Source organism: Candidatus Eisenbacteria bacterium, from assembly GCA_035577985.1.
Classification (GTDB): domain Bacteria; phylum Desulfobacterota; class Binatia; order DP-6; family DP-6; genus DATJZY01.
Map to the genome: position 1 here is coordinate 15,112 of DATJZY010000189.1, position 17,143 is coordinate 32,254.

The 17,143-nt window shown below is 70.4% G+C and carries 13 protein-coding genes; 6 read left to right on the forward strand and 7 right to left on the reverse strand.

Annotated elements, in window-relative coordinates:
- Positions 1-97 precede the first annotated feature (97 nt).
- Positions 98-1,606, forward strand: coding sequence for a hopanoid C-3 methylase HpnR (hpnR, locus tag VMS22_26335; GenBank protein ID HXJ37562.1), 1,509 nt, complete (start codon positions 98-100; stop codon positions 1,604-1,606).
- Here hpnR and VMS22_26340 read toward each other — a convergent pair.
- A complete protein-coding gene (locus VMS22_26340; GenBank protein HXJ37563.1) occupies positions 1,603-2,085 on the reverse strand; it encodes a hypothetical protein in 483 nt (160 codons plus the stop codon). The two genes, hpnR and VMS22_26340, sit on opposite strands and share 4 nt — an antisense overlap.
- Before the next feature lie 178 nt (positions 2,086-2,263).
- On the opposite strand from VMS22_26340, the gene VMS22_26345 reads away from it, so the two are divergent.
- From VMS22_26345 to VMS22_26355, 3 genes are all read left to right on the forward strand, one after another.
- Complete coding sequence (locus VMS22_26345; protein ID HXJ37564.1) at positions 2,264-5,122, forward strand: AAA family ATPase; 2,859 nt, start codon at positions 2,264-2,266, stop codon at positions 5,120-5,122.
- Positions 5,123-5,228: 106 nt separating this feature from the next.
- Entirely contained in the window at positions 5,229-5,651 is a 423-nt protein-coding gene (locus tag VMS22_26350) for a DUF1330 domain-containing protein (GenBank protein HXJ37565.1), read from the forward strand.
- 98 nt (positions 5,652-5,749) lie between these two features.
- Complete coding sequence (locus VMS22_26355) at positions 5,750-6,412, forward strand: potassium channel family protein (GenBank protein HXJ37566.1); 663 nt, start codon at positions 5,750-5,752, stop codon at positions 6,410-6,412.
- 60 nt (positions 6,413-6,472) lie between these two features.
- Here VMS22_26355 and VMS22_26360 read toward each other — a convergent pair whose 3' ends face one another.
- From VMS22_26360 to VMS22_26375, 4 genes are all read right to left on the reverse strand, one after another.
- Positions 6,473-8,209, reverse strand: a complete 1,737-nt coding sequence (locus VMS22_26360) for a cation:proton antiporter (GenBank protein ID HXJ37567.1) — start codon at positions 8,207-8,209, stop codon at positions 6,473-6,475.
- 61 nt (positions 8,210-8,270) lie between these two features.
- Complete coding sequence (locus tag VMS22_26365) at positions 8,271-9,722, reverse strand: YncE family protein (protein HXJ37568.1); 1,452 nt, start codon at positions 9,720-9,722, stop codon at positions 8,271-8,273.
- On the reverse strand, positions 9,719-10,180 hold the full coding sequence (locus tag VMS22_26370; protein ID HXJ37569.1) for a DUF305 domain-containing protein: 462 nt from the start codon (positions 10,178-10,180) through the stop codon (positions 9,719-9,721). The genes VMS22_26365 and VMS22_26370 overlap by 4 nt, the downstream gene beginning before the upstream one ends.
- Before the next feature lie 45 nt (positions 10,181-10,225).
- A complete protein-coding gene (locus tag VMS22_26375; GenBank protein HXJ37570.1) occupies positions 10,226-11,143 on the reverse strand; it encodes a class II fructose-bisphosphate aldolase in 918 nt (305 codons plus the stop codon).
- A 378-nt stretch (positions 11,144-11,521) separates the two neighbouring features.
- On the opposite strand from VMS22_26375, the gene VMS22_26380 reads away from it, so the two are divergent.
- Positions 11,522-12,700 (forward strand): aminotransferase class I/II-fold pyridoxal phosphate-dependent enzyme, encoded by a 1,179-nt coding sequence (locus tag VMS22_26380; GenBank protein ID HXJ37571.1) that lies wholly within the window; start codon positions 11,522-11,524, stop codon positions 12,698-12,700.
- Positions 12,701-12,906: 206 nt separating this feature from the next.
- On the opposite strand, the gene VMS22_26385 is transcribed toward VMS22_26380, so the two are convergent.
- Positions 12,907-13,665, reverse strand: coding sequence for a hypothetical protein (locus VMS22_26385; protein ID HXJ37572.1), 759 nt, complete (start codon positions 13,663-13,665; stop codon positions 12,907-12,909).
- Positions 13,666-13,821: 156 nt separating this feature from the next.
- Here VMS22_26385 and VMS22_26390 point away from each other — a divergent pair, with 156 nt between their 5' ends.
- A complete protein-coding gene (locus VMS22_26390; GenBank protein HXJ37573.1) occupies positions 13,822-15,324 on the forward strand; it encodes a choice-of-anchor Q domain-containing protein in 1,503 nt (500 codons plus the stop codon).
- Between the two features lie 55 nt (positions 15,325-15,379).
- On the opposite strand, the gene VMS22_26395 is transcribed toward VMS22_26390, so the two are convergent.
- Complete coding sequence (locus VMS22_26395) at positions 15,380-17,077, reverse strand: NAD-dependent malic enzyme (GenBank protein HXJ37574.1); 1,698 nt, start codon at positions 17,075-17,077, stop codon at positions 15,380-15,382.
- Positions 17,078-17,143 lie beyond the last annotated feature (66 nt).

Consider the following 17,143-nt stretch of genomic DNA (forward strand, 5'->3'; position numbering starts at 1 on the left):
CAACTTTGCGTGCGGGTCGTCGAGGATCGCCGCCGTCGCTCTTGTGGGGGCCGCGAGAGCGCCATATATGCTCCCCCACCGCCAGGGAGGGCCATCGATGCGCGTCCTGCTCGTACACCCGAGTCCGCTGCTGTTCTCCGAGATCTACCTGCGGCTCGAGCCGCTCGGCCTCGAGCGCGTCGCGTCCGCGATCCTCGCGGCCGGCCACGACGTCGAGCTCCTCGACCTGCAGGTCTTCCCGGCGACCCGCTTCCACGCCGCCGTGGCGAGCCGTCCGGACGCGATCGGCTTCTCGCTCAACTACCTCGCCAACGTGCCGGAGGTGATCGACCTCGCGCGCGCGGCCAAGGCGGCGCTGCCGTCGGTGCGCATCTTCGTGGGCGGCCACAGCGCGTCCTTCATCGCCGAGGACATCCTGCGCGACGCGGGCGGCGCGATCGACTGCGTGGTGCGCGGCGAGGGCGAGGGCGTGGCTCCGAAGGTCCTCGACGCGTTCCGGGGCGGCCCGGCGCTCGACTCGCTTCCGGGCGTCGTCGCGCTGGACGGAGCGGGACCGGCTCCCCTGCTCATCCCGGACCTCTCGGCGTTTCCGCCGGCGCGCCATCTGCTCGGCCGTCGCAGCAAGTACTTCATCGGCGAGCTCGACCCCTGCGCCTCCGTCGAGCTGACGCGCGGCTGCCCGTGGGACTGCGCGTTCTGCAGCGCGTGGACGTTCTATGGCCGGAGCTACCGCCGCCTCTCGGCCGAAGCCGCGGGCGAGGACCTGGCGCGCGTCGAGGAGCCGAACGTCTTCCTGGTCGACGACGTGGCGTTCATCCGCGCCGAGGACGGCATGGCGATCGCCGACGAGGTCGAGCGCCGCGGCATCCGCAAGCGCTACTACCTGGAGACGCGGGCCGACGTGCTCCTGCGCAACCGTGAGGTGTTCGCGCGCTGGACCAAGCTCGGCCTGCGCTACATGTTCCTCGGCATCGAAGCGATCGACGCCGAGGGCCTGAAGCGGCATCGGAAGCGCGTCGACCTTGGGGAGAACGAGCGCGCCCTCGAGTACGCGCGCGAGCTCGGCCTCGTGGTCGCGATCAACATCATCGCCGATCCGGACTGGGACGAGCAGCGCTTCCAGGTGATCCGCGAGTGGGCGCTCGAGGTGCCCGAGATCGTCAACATGACGATCAACACGCCCTACCCCGGCACCGAGACCTGGCTCACCGAGTCGCGCCGTCTGAGCTCGCTCGACTACCGGCTGTTCGACGTGCAGCACGCCGTGCTCCCGACGCGGCTGCCGCTGCGCCGCTTCTACGAGGAGTTCGTGAAGACGCAGGAGGTGCTGAGCCGCAAGCACCTCGGGTGGCGCGCCGTCTACGACATCTTCGGCATCGTGATGCGCCTGCTCGCCCGCGGGCAGACGAACTTCATCCGCATGCTGTGGAGCTTCAACAGCGTCTACTCCGCCGACCGCCTGTGCGCCGACCACGCGCGCGAGCTGCGCTACCGGATGACGCCGCCGCCGGCCGCCCTGGGCCGGGCACCCGTGAAGGACGAGCTCTACATCCACCAGCCGACGGCGATCCAGTCGGACGCGGCGACGGCGAGCGCCGCGCCCTAGCGTGCCGCGCGGCGGGGCAGCGGCACGACCGCGCCGCGGGTCTCGCATGCAATGGCGACGGGTCCGCTCGGGGCGGCGTCGGGCCCGGCCGTCGCGTCCCGTCGCCCGCCCGCCGCACGCAGGCAGATGACGTCGGCGGCGTGCAGGACGACGGCGACGCTGCGCAGGACGTCGTCGAACGCCGTGCCCTCGTCGATCCAGCGGTCGAGGTTGGCGAGCGCGCAGCGCAGGCTCTCCCGCTCCGCCGGCGTCACCGTCACGATCACCGTCGAGCAACCCATGTGCAGGAGCACGTCCGAGAGCTCCGCGGAGCGGTCGCTCACCTGCCGCACCCACAGCGCGATCTGGTAACGCTGCCGCTCGTCGAGCGCCGCCTCGCCCGTGCGGTCCCAGAAGTAGGCTTCGAGGTCGCTCTTGAACAGGAACAGCCGGTCGATGGTGGCGTGCAGATCGAGCTTGGTCTCCGACACCCCGCCCATCATCTCCTCCATCTCGGGTCGACCCTCGACCCCGGTTTCGTTCGCGGAACCACTCCCTGCTCCCACTCCAGCCCGAGATTGTACCCTGCGTGGTGGCATCGAGTCCTTCAATTGTCCTTCAATGTGCGCGGGCCGATGGCTTGTGGCACGAACCCGTTCCGTCATAGGAACGCGGCTCGTGGGTATCGGCCCCATCCGCTTCTCGTCCTTCATCCTGGACCCGGCGGAAGGTCGGCTGACGCGCGGCGGCGAGCCCACACCCTTGCGGTGGAGGACCTTCGCCGTCCTGCAGTACCTCGCCCAACGGCCCGACAAGCTCGTGACCAAGTCCGAGCTGTTCGCCGCCGTCTGGCCCGACGTGACCGTGAGCGAGACCGTCCTGGCCGTCTGCATCAGCGAGCTGCGCAAGGTCCTGGGCGACAGCGCGAAGACGCCGCGGTTCATCGAGACCGCTCACGGGCGCGGCTATCGCTTCATCGCCGACGTCGGGCCGGAGCGACCGTCCGCGGCGAGGGCGCCGATCGTCGGTCGCGACGCGGAGCTGGCGCGGCTCGGCGAGCGTCTGGAGCTCGCACTCGCCGGCCAGCGCCAGATGGTCTTCGTCACCGGCGACGCGGGAATCGGCAAGACGACGGTCGTCGAGACGTTCCTGGAGGGCCTCGCCGGAGAGGGCGCCTTCTGGATCGCGCGAGGGCAGTGCGTCGAGCTGCACGGATCCGGCGAGGCCTTCATGCCGGTGCTCGAGGGCCTCGGCCGGCTCTGTCGCGAACCCGCGGGCGAAGAGCTGGTGCCCCTGCTCCGCGAGCATGCGCCCTCCTGGCTCCTGCAGCTCCCCGGGCTCGTCTCCGCCGCCGACCGCGAGGCGCTCGGCCGACAGCACGCCGGTGTCACGCGGGGGCGCATGCTGCGCGAGATGGTCGTCGGGATCGAGGCGCTCACCACGCGAACGCCCATGGTGGTGCTGCTCGAGGACCTGCACTGGAGCGACCCCTCCACGTTCGATCTGCTCGCGGCGCTGGCGCAACGACGTGGCGCCGCGCGCTTCCTGGTCATCGGAACCTACCGGCCGGTCGAGGTGGGTGCCAACGATCGCTTCTTCGACAGCGTTCGATTCCTTCTGGACGGTCGCCATCCGTGCGCCGAGCTGGCGCTGGAGCCGCTCAGCGAGTCGGCGACCGAGGCCTACCTGCACGCGCGGTTCGGCGAGCGCACGCTTCCTGCCGGATTCGCGCGCGCGGTGCACCGCCGCACCGGCGGAAACCCCCTCTTCATCGTCCACCTCGCGGATCGCGCGGCGAGCGCAGGCGGCCCGCCGGCGGTCGCGGACCTGGAGACGTTCCTCGGCGACCTTCCGGACAGCCTGCGCCACGCGATCGAGAAGCAGCTCGGCCGACTGGGGGCGGACGAGCGCCGGATCCTCGAGGCGGCCAGCATCGCGGGCTTCGAGTTCACGACGGCGGAAGTGGCGGCCGGCCTCGCCGAAGACGCCGACGTCGTGGACGCGTGCTGCCGTGCCCTGGCCCAGCGCCAGGCGTTCGTGCGGGCGGCCGGGAGGAGCGAGTGGCGCGACGGCACGGTCGCGAGCCGATACGCCTTTGCGCACGCTCTCTACCTCGAAGCCATCCAGGGCGGCGTCGCCGAGCGGGCTCGCCGGCTGCTCCACCAGCGGATCGGCGAGCGCCTCGAGTCGGCATGGGGCGGGGCGGCATCGGAGATCGCCGCCACCCTCGCCGTGCATTTCGCGCGCGCGGACGATCACGCGCGCGCGCTCCGCCACAACCGGGAAGCCGGCGAGCGCGCGATCCAGCGCAACGCCTTCGCCGAAGCGACGGCGCACTTCCGCGCCGCGCTTCACGCGTTCGATCGCCTGCCCGACGAGGAGAAGCGCGCGCTCGACGAGCTGCAGCTCCAGGTGGCGCTCGGCGGGGCGCTCTCCCAGATCCAGGGCTTCGCGGCGCCGGAGGTCGGACGTGCCTACGAACGCGCCCTCGCGCTCAGCAACGACGCCGGCGACGTGCCGGAGCGGTTCGTGGCGGTCGCGGGGCTCGAGGCCTACTACAGCATTCGCGGCGATCTGCCGGTCGCGAGCACGCTCGGCCGTCGGCTACTCACCCTGGGGCAGTCGTCGAACGACCCCACGCGCCTCATGGAGGCCCACCACGCGATGGGCTGCAACCGCCTGCGGGCGGCCGCGCTCGCGGACGCGCGGTCACACCTGGAAGAGGCGATCGCGCTCTACGACCTCGAGCCCCGGCCCGACGCCCACCGGCTGACCGGCCACGATCCGAAGGTGTGCTGTCTCGGATTCCTCGCCTGCGCGCAGTGGTTCAGCGGGCACCCGACGCAGGCCCGCACGTCGGCCGAAGCCGCGCTCGCCTGGGCCGAACGACTCGCACATCCACCGACGCTGGCGCTCGCCCTCTCGCTCGTCGCATGGGTTCGCGTGCTCCGGCGCGAGCCGCGCGCGGTCGAGGAGCTCACGGCCCGCGCGCTCGCGATAGCGACCGAATACGGCCTCGTCTTCTACGCCGCCATCGCGTCGGTCCATCGCGGGTGGGCCTTGGCGGCGCTCGGTCGTGATCCCGAGGCCGCGGGGCTCCTGCAGGCGGGCGTTCGAGGCTACGGCGCCACCGGGGCGGGAACGAACGAGGGCGCGCACCGGATGCTCGCGGCCGAATCCCACCTTCGTTTGGGCCGCAAGGACGAGGCGCACGACGACCTCGTCGCGGCCTTCGAAGCCCTGGAGCGTCACGGCGAGCGCAACGTCGAGGCGGAGCTCCATCGGCTGAGGGGCGAGCTGCTCGTGGGACGAGACGATCAGGAAGCCGAGCGATCGTTCCGCACGGCGCTCGACGTCGCCCGCCGGCAGGGCGCGAGGTCGTTCGAGCTGCGGGCCGCGCTGAGCCTCGCCCGCCACTCGGGATCGTGCGACGAGCTGCGACGTGCGTACGCCCTTCTCGCCGACGGCGACGACGCGCCCGACCTCGCGGCAGCGGCCGCGGCCCTCGGGCCGGGCCGGCGGGCGGCCGCTCCGTAGAGCCCGGGCACACTGCGCGAGCGTGCTCCCGCGAGTCGCTCGCGACGCCGGGCGCCGCCCGACCTTGTGGTCTCGTGCCCCGGCCTGCTAGTCCCTCGCTCCGATCATGAACGTCGTGAACCACGTCTACCCCAGCTCCGAGCAGATCGCGGCGCTCGCGAACCCGACGTCCGACGGCCCGATCGCGATGGTGAATCTCCTCAAGTTCCGCGACCGGGCCGAGTACGCCGACGGTCGGGGCGACGACGTCTCCGGACGCGACGCCTACATGCGCTACGCCGCGGCGATGCGACACATCGTCGAGTCGGCTGGCGGCCGGTTCGTGTTCGCGGGCTCGGTCGAGCGCGTCGTCATCGGCGAGGTCGGCGAGCCGTGGGACGCCGTCGGCATCGCCGAATATCCGTCGCGCGCGGTGTTCCACCGCATCGCGACCTCGCCCGAGGTCCAGGCGATCGGCGTCCATCGCGAAGCGGGTCTCGCCGGGCAACTGCTCATCCTCACGGTCGCGGAGGATCCGAACCGCCGGTAGCGGGCCACCCCGAGCGCGGCGCCGGAGCACCAACGATCGTGAGCCAGGATCACCCCGAGAGCAAGGCGCCAAGTCGATCGCGGAGCGCGTTGCAGGCCGTGCGCTCGCACGTTCGGCCCGGCTCGTTCGCGTTGCTGCTCCTCTCGACCGGCATCGTGTACGTCATAAATGGGCTCGCGATCGACTCCGCGACGGGATCGGCGCTCGTGCAGCTCGGTCGACTCGCGGTGACGTTGGCGGGCCTCTACGTGCTGAGCGCGAACCGCCTCGCCCTGAGGCTCGGGCTGCCGATCGCAGTGCTCGCCTTCACGTTCCAAGTCGGGTTGTGGCCCGTCGATCCGCGCGTCGGCCGGGTGCTGCTGGATTCGATCACCGTGGCCTTCGTCGCCTGGGTCCTGATCGCGGTGCTGCGCGACGTGTTTCGACCGACCACCTCGGAACGGGACGCGGTCGTCGGAGCCCTGTGCGGCTTCATGCTCATCCTCGCGGCCTTCACGCGTCTGCACGGCCTCTTCGAGGCGTGGTCCCCGGGCTCGTATCACGCCGACGACCCGCCGTTGTCCCAGCGTTCGGATGCGGCCTTGCTCGCCACCTTCCAGTACTTCAGCACCATCACGATCACGACCGTCGGCTTCGGCGACATCGTTCCCGTCACGCCGGGCGCACGCATCGCGACGGGGCTGGAGGCGATCTCGGGCCAGCTCTACCTGGCGATCGTGATCGCGACCCTGGTCGGCCGGGTGGTCGCGCGCGCGCCGTAGCGCCGCGCCGGCTGTCCGTGTCGCGCGGGCGAGCGGAGCAAGGAGGGCTCGCGACTCGCGTCAGGCCACCAGGGAGTCGCCCTCGGAGCGCGCCATCGAAGGCGTCGGACCGCGGAGCTCGGGAATCGCGTCGAGCGCGCGATCCTGCTGACGCCGCATCCACGCGGCGATTGCGCTTCTCTCGACCCCCTGTTGCGCGAGCACGGCCGCAGCGAGCTCGAGACCCTTGGGGACGCTCCGGCTGACGATGGCGCGCATGCCGAGCGCGTCGAACTGCGCCGCTTCCGAGTCTTCGACGGCGACGAAGCGGACGAGGTGCGGATAGCGGTCGCGCATCACCGGCGTGAGGGCGGCGGAAACTTCGTAGCGCACGATGGCGATTGCGATTGCGGAGCGCCCCTCCAGGTGCAGCGTCGCCATGAGCCGGACGTCGCCGGGGTCGCCGAAGACCACCGGGTACCCGTCGGCGCGGGCGGCGGCGAAGCGATCGGGATCGAACTCGACGGCCGTGTAGCCGATGCCGTTGGCCTCGAGGCCGTCGGCGACGGTTCGGCCCGCTTCGCTCATGCCGACGATCACGACCGGCTCGAGCACTTCCCGCGGCGTCGTCTCCACGACGTTCGGCGCCGCGCGCCGGCGCAGACGGCCAGCGAGCCGGCGTCCCACGGTCGCCATCGCAGGCGTGAGGGCGAGGCTGGCTGCGATTCCGGTGATCAGGATCGCGACGGCGCGCTCGCCGAGCGCACCGCGGAGCGCGGCATCGCCCAGGATGACGAAGGCGAACTCGTCGCCCTGCGCAAGGAGAAGGCCGAGCTGAATCGACCCCGGCACCGACCATCGGAACGCGAGCGACGCGGCCGCGTTCAGGAGTCCCTTCAGCGCGACGAAGCCGCCGAGAAACAGGAGCACCCATCCGCCGTCCGCGACGAGAACGTGCGGCGTGAGGGACATGCCGACCGTGATGAAGAAGAAGCCGAGCAAGAGGCCGCGAAACGGCCTCACCTCGGTCTGGATCACGTGCCGATAGGGCGTCTCGGCGATGATCATCCCGCCGAGGAAGGGACCGAGGGTCGACGAAATGCCGAGCCACGACGTGGCCGCCGTGGTTGCGAGGACGGTGAGCAACGCGGTCGCCGTGAAGATCTCCTCATTACGCGAGCGCGACAACAGGTCGAAGACCCGCCCGACGGCGTAGCGTCCGATCAGGACCGCGGCTGCGAACGCGAGCGCCGCCTTTCCCGCCGCGATCGCCAGCGCCGTACCCAACGGCGCGTCGCCTGCGCCGCCCAGCGAGACGAGCAGGATCAGGAGAAAGATCGAGCTGACGTCCTGGAAGACGAGGATCGCCGTCGCCGTCAGGCCGACGGGGCAGCTCTGCTGTCGGCGCTCCGCGATGGTCTGCATGACGGCGGCGGACGAGGACAGCGCGAGCGTGGCGCCGAGGACCACGGCGTACCGAAGCGGGAGTCCCGTGGCCGCGGCGATCGCCGAGAACGCGATTGCGCAAAACGTCCCCTGCAGCGGCCCGAGGCCGAGGATCTCCCGGCGCGCATCCCACACGTGCCGCAGCGAGAAGGTGAGCCCGATGTCGAACAGCAGGAAGGCGACGCCGAGGTCCGCGAGGAGATGCGTCGTCTCGCCCTCGGGGACGACGCTCAGGCCATGCGGCCCCAGCGCCGCACCTGCGACGATGTAGCCCACGATCGGACTCAGCCGAAGCGGCCGCGCGCAGAGGATCGCCAGGATACCGACGAAGAGGAGCAGAATGGTCGGCGTGAGCTCCGCTGCGGGATTCATCGCCGCTAACCTCGCCTCCGATGAGGCGCAACGGGTCGTCGAACCCCGACGCTCGAGGGATTCATTGGACCTGCACCTGAACCGGCGAGCCGAGCTCGGCTGCCGTGCCGGAGACGATCACCAGATAGCGGCGCTCTGCCGGCGTATCGCTCTGCACGATCTGCCGGATCGGGCCGACGGCGTTGACGATGGCCGACCCCGCGGGATTGGTCGTGAAGACCGACAAGGGCTCGAGCGATCCGCTGCCGTCCTGTCGGGCGGCGAGGGCGAGCACGTACGGCTGTTTCGGCGCCAGGCCCGTGACCGACGCCTCGAGGACCTGCGATAGCCCCTGATCGAACAGCGACACGCTCGTCGGGGCCTTGCCGTCTCTCCTGCCGACGGACCCAAGCTCGAGATGGGCGGCCTCACCGGCGACGCCGAGCGGCTGCAGGTTCCGCGTGCCGTCACCCTCCGGCACTGCGTTGGGCACGTAGGCGAGGGCCTGCGCCGCCTGGCCGATCGGAACGGTCGCGATCACCGAGTTGGTGAGCGTGTCGATCGCGGCAAGCGCATCGGCGTTCTCGAGTCCGACATAGACCCGCGTCCCATCGCCGGATGGCCACACGCCGTGCGGCAGGTGCCCCACGGGGATCGTGGCGACCTGCTCGAAGTCGTCGGTGCGGAACGCCTTGACCTCATCCAGACCGCCCACGGTAACGTACGCGAACGTGCCGGCGCGATTGTGCGCGAAGTTGACGTGATTGGTGATGGGGCCCGTGTCGAGCGTCTTCAGCAGGGCGAACGACGGATGGGCGTCGAACACCTGCGTCTTTCCGACGTCCTTCAGCGTGAACCAGACCTGGTTCCCGTCGGGTGTGGCGGCGATGTTCGGGCAGAACGCGCTCGCCTGCGTCACGCGCCCGACGATCCGATGGTCGGCGACGGAGACCACGACCGTCTCGGGATTGAAGGATGAACAAACATAGCCGTACTTCCCATCCGGCGAGAAGATCTGCATGCCCGGCCCTGCCGGAACCTTGACGCGCGTCTTTTCGTCGAACGTGCGCCCGTCGAGCACGGCGACGTAGTCCTCGCCACGCACGGTGACCCACACTTCGGCGCCGTCGGGCGTGAAGAAGGCTTCATGTGGAGCGCGCCCGACGTAGGTCGTGTGCTTCACGCCGTTGGTCGTCGTGTCGATGAAGGTGACCGAGTTGGTGCCGATCGAAACGACGGCAATGGTCCGATGATCGGGGGAGAAGCCCATGCCGTGCACGAGTACCTGTCCCCTGTAGAGGGGACTCAGGTTCGCGGGCTGCGGATCGCCAAGGCGGATGACGCCGAGGAGCTTGTTGTCGACGGGATCGGTCACCGAGACCGTGTTCGAGAACTGCTCTGCGACATAGACGCGGTCGTGATGGCTCACCGGCACGTCCGGATCGGATGCCGCGCCGGGGGCCTGTCCGGCGCAGGCCGGAGTTCCGAGCAGGGCGCTCGCGAGCAGGGCCATGGTGAGAAGAGCACGCGTCATGGTCGGCTCCAACGATCGGGCGACGGCTGGGTGGGCGACGGAACGGACGGCGGCAGTGACTCACCGACTCCGAGCCGCATCGCGGCGATCTCCTGCTGCTGGGTCACGATGATCTCCTGAGCCAAGCGCTTGAGCTGCTCGTTGTGTCCGTATCGGAGCACCGCGATCGCCATGTCGATCGCGCCCTGATGATGCGGCACCATCATCGCCACGAAGTCCCGGTCGACGTCGCCCGTCGGGCTCACCGCCATGTCGTGCATCATCTTCCTCATGGCGGCGGCGTTCTCGGCCAGGTAGGGGGCCTCGTCGGCGACGTCGGCCCGCGACGGGGCACGCGATCGGTCGGTGCGCGGACCGGGTCGTGACACGTCCTGGGACAACGCGGCGGCAGCGGATCCGAACACGATCGACAGAACGACTGCGAGCCAGTGAATGGAACGGCGAGGCCGCAAAGCCATGTGATCCTCCGTTGTTCGCACGGCGCGCGGGGACTCGACCAGCCGTCACGCCTTGTCGTTGCTGCCGAGCATGCGGATGCGCGCCGCGGTCTCGTTGCGGATCGCGACCTCGACCTCGCCCATGAGCTCGTAGAGGTTGAAGATGTCCGGGCGCAGCGCCAGCACCTGACGAAGCCGCCCGATGGCGGCGAGGCGTAGGTCGGAGTCCGTGTTCACCTTGGCGATCCCCAGCGCAACCGCCTGTCGGATGAGCTCGGGTGGGATGCCTCGTGCATGCGGCAGCGTCGCACCGTAGCGTTCGGCAAGCGCCACCGCGTCCGGTGACAGCGAGGACGCCCCGTGCAGGACGATCGGCTGCGGGATTCGCGCGGCAATGGCCTTGAGGCGCTCCAGGTCGAGATGCGGTGTGCCTTTGAACTTGTATGCGCCGTGCGAAGTGCCGATCGCGATGGCCAGGGCGTCGACGCGGGTCTCATTCGCGAACCGTACCGCCTGGTCCGGGTCGGTGAGCATCGAGCGGGCCGCCGTCTCGCCGAGATCCTCGACCCCGCCGAGCGTACCGAGCTCGGCTTCGACATGTACGTTGCGCGAGTGCGCGTACTCGACGATGTGCTCGGTCTCGCGCATGTTCTCCTCAAACGTCTCGCGCGAGGCGTCGATCATCACCGAGGTATAGCCGGCGTCGACTGCGGCGCGGGCGAGCTCCTCGCTCTTGCCGTGATCGAGGTGCAGCGCGACCGGGGCATCCGTCGCATCCGCGAGCTGGCGGACGATCGCCACCGCGTTGCGTAGGCCCAGATGCTTGACGGCACCCTCGGAGGTCTGCACCAGCAGCGGCGCCTTCGACTCGGCGCCCGCCTGGATCACGGCGCGCGCGGACTCCAGATTGAAGACGTTGAAGCCACCGAGGGCCCAGCCCTCGTGCCGGGCACGGGCGAGGTACGGCTTGGGGTTCGCCAGCATCGCAGCTCTCCTTCACGCTCCGCCGGTTAGCCAATTTGCTTCTTCGCGTTGGACGCTAACGTGAGGATGACGCCACAGGCATCGCCGAGACGACTTCGTCGGTGGCCGGCACCCCATGTGCAATGAAACCTGGGGATCGACGAATACGACGGCGGTGTCCGCAGGAGCGAAGCGCGCCGCTTCGGGCCGCGTCTCCCCGGCCGCCGCGCTCTTCCGGCCAGGCTCCTTCGCCATCGCCGCACTCGACCACGCACGCGCGCGGGCTACAAGCTGCCCCTTGGGACAGGAGGAGCCGCGGCGTCGTTCACGAGCGCCTCGGCTCAGACACTTGCGTGGGCTGCCATCCGCGATAGGGCACGCGCGCATCCGGAGGTGATGATGAAGGTCGTCGACATCGTGGCGTCCCGGCTGGGACGCGAGTCGGTCGAGGCGCTCGGGGCGCGCGGCTTCACGCGCCGCCAGATGCTCCGTGTCGCGGCGCTCGCGGGCGCCGGCGTGGCGGGGGCGTCCCTCGGCGGCGAGCGCGCGCTCGCGCAGCTCTCGAACGCCGGCGCCATCCCGGACGATGCCGTCAAGATCAACGCCAACGAGTTTCCCGACGGGCCGTCGGAGCTCGCGCTCGCCGCCCTGGCCGAGGCCGCCCGACGAGGGAACCGCTACCAGTATCCGGAGACCGACGCCCTGGTGCGGACCGCCGCGGCGCTCGACCAGCTCGAGCCGGAGCACTTCGCCGTGTACCCGGGGTCGAGCCTCGCCCTCCATCACGCGGTGATCGCGTTCACGTCGCCGGCGCGCGCGTTGGTCGTCGCCGAGCCGGGCTACGAGGCCGCGGCCGCCGCCGCGACGTTCATCGGCGCGCCGGTCGTGCGCGTGCCACTGCGTCCGGACGCCTCGCACGACCTGCCGGCGATGCTGGCGGTGTCGAGGGCGCAGCCCGTCGGCCTGTTCTACGTCTGCAATCCGAACAACCCGACCGGAACGGTGACGCCCCGCGCGGAGATCGACGCGCTGGTGGCGTCCGCGCCGCCGGATGCGGTGATCCTGCTCGACGAGGCGTACGTCCATCTCTGCGACGAGCCGCGCGGCACCGACCTGATCCGCGCCGGGAAGAACGTCGTCCTGCTGCGCACGTTCTCGAAGATCTTCGGCATGGCGGGCCTGCGCGCCGGCTTCGCGATCGCGCGCAAGGACCTCCTCGCGCGCATGACGGCCTGGAACGCGGGCGCGATGCCCGCCACCGCGACGGCCGCGGCCCGTGCCGCGCTCGGCGAGACCGACCTCATCGCCGCGCGCAAACGCGCCAACGCCGAGCGCCGGAGCGACGTGATGCGCTTCTTCGACGACCACGGCTTCCGCTACACCCCGTCGGTGGCGAACCACCTCATGGTCGACGCGCGCATGCCGACGGCGCAGGTGATCGAGGGACTGAAGCAGCGCAGCGTCTACGTCGGCCGGCCCTGGCCGGTGTGGCCGACGCACGTCCGCATCTCCATCGGCAGCTCCGGCGACATGGCGCGCTTCAAGACCGCGTTCCTCGAAGTCGCGGCGCGAAGCTGAGGTGTCGGTCCCTAGCAGGCTGCTGAAAAACCGCGCCGTAGCGAGGCGAGCGAGCGCAAAGCGAGACGGGCGCCCGAGGAGCGAGCAGCGGAAACGTAGCCTCTGCGCTACGTTGAGCAGCGAAGCGACGAGGCCGCCCGTCTCGCGCAGCGATCGCTCGCCGCAGTAGGCGGGGTTTTTCAGCAGCCTGCTAGGAGCGTGACCCGTCAGAAGCAGGCTGGAGCCGGCGCCGTCACGCAGCTGTTCAGGTAGCACAGGCGACAGGCCGAACCGCCCAGGTCCGGGCAGTCGTCGGGCACGAGGCACGGCGTGGCGAAGTCCAGCACGCACGTTCGGTCGCCCCTCGGTGAGACGCACACGCACGTCTGCACGCAGGTGAAGTCGCGACTGCAGGAGCCGACGACACACGTGGTGTCCAGTCCGTTGCAGTCGGCGTCCTTCCGGCACGGGACCGCCAACGTGGTCGTGGTAGTGATGGTCGGGATGGTGCGCGTCGTGCTCGTCGAGGTCGGCGCAGCAGGCACCCCCAGGGGCAGGCTCGTGGTCGTCGTTGCGCCGGGGCCGGGCAAGTGTGCGGGCCTCGTGGTGCTCGACGCGCTGGTCGTCGTCGTGACCGTGACGCAGTGGACGATGCGCGGCGTCGGACGGCAACGCAGCACGAGCTGCGTCGGCGCCGCGCCGGGCGACAAGGCGGCGCGCTCGCGCCGCGTGCTCCCCACCGGGACGGTGAGCGTCGTGGCCTCGCACGCCGACGCCCCGCATAGCGGCACTTCGAAGGCGCACACGTTGTCGCACTGTCCGTCGACGTCGCACGCCACGTTCGTTCGCCCGGCGTCGTCGGCGCGATGCGCGATGAGGCCGTCGCGACACGATCGGCGAATCGTTCGTGCCGAAGCATCTCCCGGTATCAGCGCTGCCGCGACCGACGCTACGATGGCGAGCAGTCGAACGGAACCTCCACCCATCACCGCCTCCTCCTGCGGCCCCCTGCTACCACCTGGCGCGCCCGTTTGCCACCGGAAGCCGCACGCACCCTCACCATCGCCAGTGGCGTGGCGCAATCGTCGGCACCGTTCCTGGCGGGTTTGCTGCTGCGCGACGCCCCTTGCTATCACCCGCGCATGTCCGACCTCCGGCGAATCCCGTCGCTCGTCATCGTCCTCGCGCTGGCAGCGGCGCCGGCGGCCCTCGCCGAGACGCGCACGTATCCCGGCGCGCCTCCGTGCGGGACGACGCTGCAGGCGTGCCTCGACGGCGCCGGCGACGGCGACCGCATCGAGATCGTCACGACGGCGCCCATCGGCGAGACCCTGATGATCGACCGCAGCGTGACTCTCACCGGCGCTACCGGCGTGACGCCGGTGATCGGCGGAACCGTCACGCCCCACGGCGTCATGATCGTCGCGAACGCGAGCGGGCCGAGCACGGTTCTCCTCCAGGGACTCACCCTCAGCAACGCGGGCATCCGGGTGAACCAGTTCCTGGGGGCGGGCGGCGACCGCGTCACGATCGACCGTTGCTCCATCAGCAGCACGTCCGGCGGGTCGACGGTGCTCGTCGATCCCGACGTGCCGGTCGACGTCGTGATCCAGAACTCCATCCTCGCCTCGGGTGGGTACGTGGTCGACTCGCTCATGGCGGCACCCAGCGGATCGACGACGCTGACCCTCCTCGGCAACCGCATCACGGCGGCCACGTCGGGATACGACGGCATCAACCTCGACATGCGCGGCGGCGGGCAGATCACGGTGAACGTCCTCAGCAACGTCGTGCACGACGTCACGGTCGACGGGATCACCGCGTACACGCTCGACTCCGTGCACGCGACGGTGAACGTGCTCAACAACACGGTCGACCACGCGGGCGACGATGCGCTCTCGGTCAAGTCGGTATCGCCGGCGAGCACGCTCACCCTCAACGTGTTCAACAACATCCTGTCGAGGGCGACGAGCGCGGGCGTCGACCTGCCGGCGTCCGCGCAGCTCAGCTTCGTCGCGGGGTTCAACGATCTCTTCGGCAACGGGGTCCCGGACGAGCTGAACGGCGCGAGCCTCGGCGCGCCCCTCTTCGCCGTCGATCCCCTCTTCGTCGACGCGACCGGCGCCGACTATCACCTGAAGCCGGCTTCCTCGCTCGTGAACGCCGGCACGAATGCGCCACCCGCGGGGCTGCCGGCGACCGACGCCGACGGGAACGTGCGGATCGCATCCGGCGTCGTCGACCTCGGCGCGTTCGAGTTCGGCTCCGGACCGCCCACGACGACCTCGACGAGCACGACCACGACGACGCTCCCCCCGTGCGCGTCCGAGGCGACCTTCGTTTCGGTCACGTGCCGGATCGCGCAGCTCGCCGCCGACGTCGGCGTGCAGCTTCCCGCGGGCACGCTCCGCGACAAGGTCCTCGCCGCCCTCGCGACCGCGGACGCGTCCGTCCAGGCGGGCAGCACGGCGGCCACACCAAAGGACCGCCGCCGCGCCCTTCGTCCGGCGATCCGGGCCTTCGCTGCCTGCGGAAAGCGCCTGCGCTCCCGCGCCGCGAAGGCGATCGACCGCGCCGTCCGGAGCGCGCTCCTCGATCGCGTGGCGCTGTTGAAGAGCGACGTGAAGGCGCTCGGGAAGCGCTAGACCGGACGCTCGCCGGCGACGGTGGTGCGCTACGGCAGTCGAGCGCCCCAGGGTCTCACGCGGGCACGACCGGGACGTAGTCCGGATACCAGGAGGCCGCCGCCACGCAGCGCTCCACCTCGTCGTCCGCGAAACGGCGGCCGACCCCACGCTCGCTCGCGTGGCGCACGACCGCCGCCGCCACCCGGGCGCTGACGGCCCGGAGCTCGGACGTCTGGGGGACGAGCGCACCCTGGCCGAGGCGCGCCTCGCTCACACAGCCGGCCAGCTCGCGAGCCGCGACCAGGAAGATCGACTCGTCGACCTCGCGGATCTCCGACAGCACGGTACCCAAGCCAACGCCCGGGAAGACGAAGACGTTGTTCGCCTGGCCGATCACGTGCCGGACGCCGTCGTGCACGACGTCGGCGAAGGGGCTCCCGGTCGCGACTAGGGCGCGCCCGTCACTCCACGCGATCGCTTCTTGCGCCGAGCACTCCGCCTTGCTGGTGGGGTTCGACAGCGGCATCACTATCGGCCGCGCCACGTGGCGTGCCATCTCCTCGATCATCGTTCTCCGGAAGCTTCCGGGCGCGGCCGTGGCGCCGATCAGGATGGTGGGCTTCACCCGGCGGATCACATCCTCGGGCGTGGGTGCCTCGAGCACGTCCAGCCCGAAGTGCACCAGCACGTCACGCGGGACGGCGAGCGTGCGCTTGTGGGGGTCGTCGATCTCGGCGCCTTCCCGCAGGAGCCCTCGCCTGTCGAAGACGAACCGCGAGGCACGAACCGTCCCGGGGGAAGCCCCGCCCTCCAGCATCGCCGCCTCGACCAAGCGCGCGATGCCGCTGCAGGCCTCGCCTGCTCCCATGAAGAGCACGCGCTGCTCGACGATCGGCTGCTTCGTGATGCGTAGCGCCGCCAGCATGGCCGCGACGGCGACGGCCGCCGTTCCCTGGATGTCGTCGTTGAACGAGGGGATGCGCCGGCGGTACTTGTCGAGGATGCGGAAGGCATTGCGCTTGTGGAAGTCCTCCCACTGCACGACCGCGCGCGGGAAGACCGTGCGCACACCCTCCACGAAAGCCTCGATGAAGTCGTCGTATGCCTCCCTGCCGAGCCGTCGCTCGCGATGGCCGATGTAGAGCGGATCGTCGAGGAGCGCCGGGTTGTTCGTACCGACGTCCAGGCTGACCGGCAGGACCTTCGAGGGGTGGATCCCCGCCCCCGCGACGTACAGAGCGATCTTGCCGACCGGAATCCCCATGCCCCCGGCGCCCTGATCGCCAAGGCCCAGGATGCGCTCGTTGTCCGTGACCACGATCAGCCGGATGTCCCGATACGGGTAGTTGCGCAGGCGATCAGGGATCCGCCCGACGTCTTCGGGCGTGAGCCAGATGCCGCGCATGTCGCGCACGATGTGGCTATAGCGCTGGCACGCCTCGCCGACCGTCGGTGTGTAGACGATGGGCATGAGCTCCTGGAGGTTCTCGACGAGGACCCGGTAGAAGAGCACCTCATTGCGGTGCAGGAGCGCTGCGAGACCGATGTACTTCTCGAGGCTTTCGGACTTCGCGCGCACGTGCTCGACCTCGAGCTCCGCCTGCTGCTCGATCGACAGCGTCGCCGGAGGCAGCAGACCGTGCAGCCCGAAACGATCGCGCTCGTCAGGCGTGAACGCGAGGCCCTTGTTCGTGGCGGGATTCTTGAGCAGCCAGATGCCGCGCTTGCGGGTGCGGATCGTATCGGGTCCGCGGACGTCGGGGTCAGTCATGGGGATAGAATACCCCGAGAGTGGTGGCCCGCCGCCACTGCCCCATCGGCAACCCGCGACGTCCAC

Excerpts from the sequence above, each read along its gene's own strand:
- hpnR (HXJ37562.1), top strand. The coding sequence starts at position 98 with ATGCGCGTCCTGCTCGTACACCCGAGTCCGCTGCTGTTCTCCGAGATC.
- VMS22_26340 (HXJ37563.1), bottom strand. The coding sequence starts at position 2,085 with ATGGGCGGGGTGTCGGAGACCAAGCTCGATCTGCACGCCACCATCGAC.
- VMS22_26350 (HXJ37565.1), top strand. The coding sequence starts at position 5,229 with ATGAACGTCGTGAACCACGTCTACCCCAGCTCCGAGCAGATCGCGGCG.
- VMS22_26360 (HXJ37567.1), bottom strand. The coding sequence starts at position 8,209 with ATGAATCCCGCAGCGGAGCTCACGCCGACCATTCTGCTCCTCTTCGTC.
- VMS22_26365 (HXJ37568.1), bottom strand. The coding sequence starts at position 9,722 with ATGACGCGTGCTCTTCTCACCATGGCCCTGCTCGCGAGCGCCCTGCTC.
- VMS22_26370 (HXJ37569.1), bottom strand. The coding sequence starts at position 10,180 with ATGGCTTTGCGGCCTCGCCGTTCCATTCACTGGCTCGCAGTCGTTCTG.
- VMS22_26375 (HXJ37570.1), bottom strand. The coding sequence starts at position 11,143 with ATGCTGGCGAACCCCAAGCCGTACCTCGCCCGTGCCCGGCACGAGGGC.
- VMS22_26380 (HXJ37571.1), top strand. The coding sequence starts at position 11,522 with ATGAAGGTCGTCGACATCGTGGCGTCCCGGCTGGGACGCGAGTCGGTC.
- VMS22_26385 (HXJ37572.1), bottom strand. The coding sequence starts at position 13,665 with ATGGGTGGAGGTTCCGTTCGACTGCTCGCCATCGTAGCGTCGGTCGCG.
- VMS22_26390 (HXJ37573.1), top strand. The coding sequence starts at position 13,822 with ATGTCCGACCTCCGGCGAATCCCGTCGCTCGTCATCGTCCTCGCGCTG.
- VMS22_26395 (HXJ37574.1), bottom strand. The coding sequence starts at position 17,077 with ATGACTGACCCCGACGTCCGCGGACCCGATACGATCCGCACCCGCAAG.